The sequence below is a fragment of the Hymenobacter saemangeumensis genome, assembly GCF_039541835.1.
GTDB classification, from domain to species: Bacteria; Bacteroidota; Bacteroidia; order Cytophagales; family Hymenobacteraceae; genus Hymenobacter; species Hymenobacter saemangeumensis.
The window spans coordinates 1-1,269 of the sequence record NZ_BAABGZ010000041.1 but is presented as its reverse complement, the minus strand read 5'-3'; the positions used below and the strand labels follow the sequence as shown (position 1 = coordinate 1,269).

The following is a 1,269-nucleotide window of genomic DNA, read 5'->3' as shown; positions in this document are numbered from 1 at the left end:
TGAGGTGGTCGGGTAATCATGGACAGAATAGGGTCTTATCTTTCGAATGTCATGAAAGACAGTCCCCACCCTGCCAAACGTCGGCGTTATGACGCCGCCTTCCGCGCCGAGGCCCTACGCCTGGCTGGCGAGAGCCGCTCGACCCAAGCAGCCGCCCGTGCGCTAAATATCAGCCCCAAGCTGCTGTATAAGTGGCAAAAAGAGGCGCTTACCCCCGTAGCAGCTGCTCGCGGGGCGGAGTTAGACCCCGCCACGGCGGTGGAACTGCGCCAGCTGCGGGCCTTGGCGCGGCGGCAAGCGCAGGAGCTGGACATTTTAAAAAAAGCCATTGCCATCTTCTCCGCGACCGACAATCCATGAGCCGCTATCGTTTTATCGAAGCACAGCAGCGTCAATACCCGGTGCGCCTGCTCTGCCATGTGCTCGGCGTGCCCGCCAGCGGCTACTATGCATGGCAACAAGGGCAGCAGCACGCAGGTAGCCAGCAGTCACCCGCGTGGGAAGAAGCGCTGGTCAAGGTGTTTGGCCGCCATAAGCGCCGCTACGGCACGCGCCGGCTCCAGGTCGCCTTACGTCGCAAAGGGTACCGCGTGGGCCGCCAGCGCCTGCGGGTGGCCATGCGTCGCCGGGGCTTACACGCGTTGCAGCCCAAGGCCTATACCCCGCGCACGACCGACTCCACCCACGGGCTGCGCTGCGCGCCCAACCGGCTACTCCTCCAGCCCAAGCCCACCGTGGCGAACCAGGTCTGGGTCAGCGACATCACGTATTTGCCGCTGGCCAACGGCGCGTGGGCCTACCTGTGCGCCTTTCAAGACGTGGCCAGCAAGCAGGTGGTAGGCTGGCAGGTCGGGGCCACGATGCCCGAAGAACTGGTGACCGCCGCTTTGCAGCGCGCCTTTTGGGCACAACCGCCCGCGCCGGGCCTGCTCGTGCACTCGGACCGCGGTGGGCAATACTGCGGCAAGGCCTACCGGCAACTGCTGCACGACCACCAGGCCGTGCGCTCGCAAAGCCGCCGCGGCGACTGCTACGACAATGCGCAGGCGGAAAGCCTCTGGTCCCGCCTCAAAACGGAGGTGCTCGAGCTACGCGAGCGGCCCGTTTTTGCGGACCTGGCCGATGCGCAAACCAGCGTCGCCGATTATTTTGACTACTACAATCACGAGCGGCTGCATTCCAGCATCGACTACCAGACGCCTTATCATACTCATCAACACCTTCTTCAACTTAATGCCCTAAACTGTCCAGCGTAATCGGACCACCTCA

General features: G+C 63.4%; 2 protein-coding genes. Both read left to right on the top strand.

Annotated elements, in window-relative coordinates; translation table 11 throughout:
- Positions 1–51 precede the first annotated feature (51 nt).
- On the top strand, positions 52–360 hold the full coding sequence (locus ABD919_RS13895; protein WP_345236622.1) for a transposase: 309 nt from the start codon (positions 52–54) through the stop codon (positions 358–360).
- Positions 357–1,256, top strand: coding sequence for an IS3 family transposase (locus ABD919_RS13890; protein ID WP_345236621.1), 900 nt, complete (start codon positions 357–359; stop codon positions 1,254–1,256). The genes ABD919_RS13895 and ABD919_RS13890 overlap by 4 nt, the downstream gene beginning before the upstream one ends.
- The last annotated feature ends 13 nt before the right edge of the window (positions 1,257–1,269 follow it).

Bases quoted from the DNA above. Each gene is read 5' to 3' on its own strand.
- ABD919_RS13890 (WP_345236621.1), top strand. From the start codon at position 357: ATGAGCCGCTATCGTTTTATCGAAGCACAGCAGCGTCAATACCCGGTG.
- ABD919_RS13895 (WP_345236622.1), top strand. From the start codon at position 52: ATGAAAGACAGTCCCCACCCTGCCAAACGTCGGCGTTATGACGCCGCC.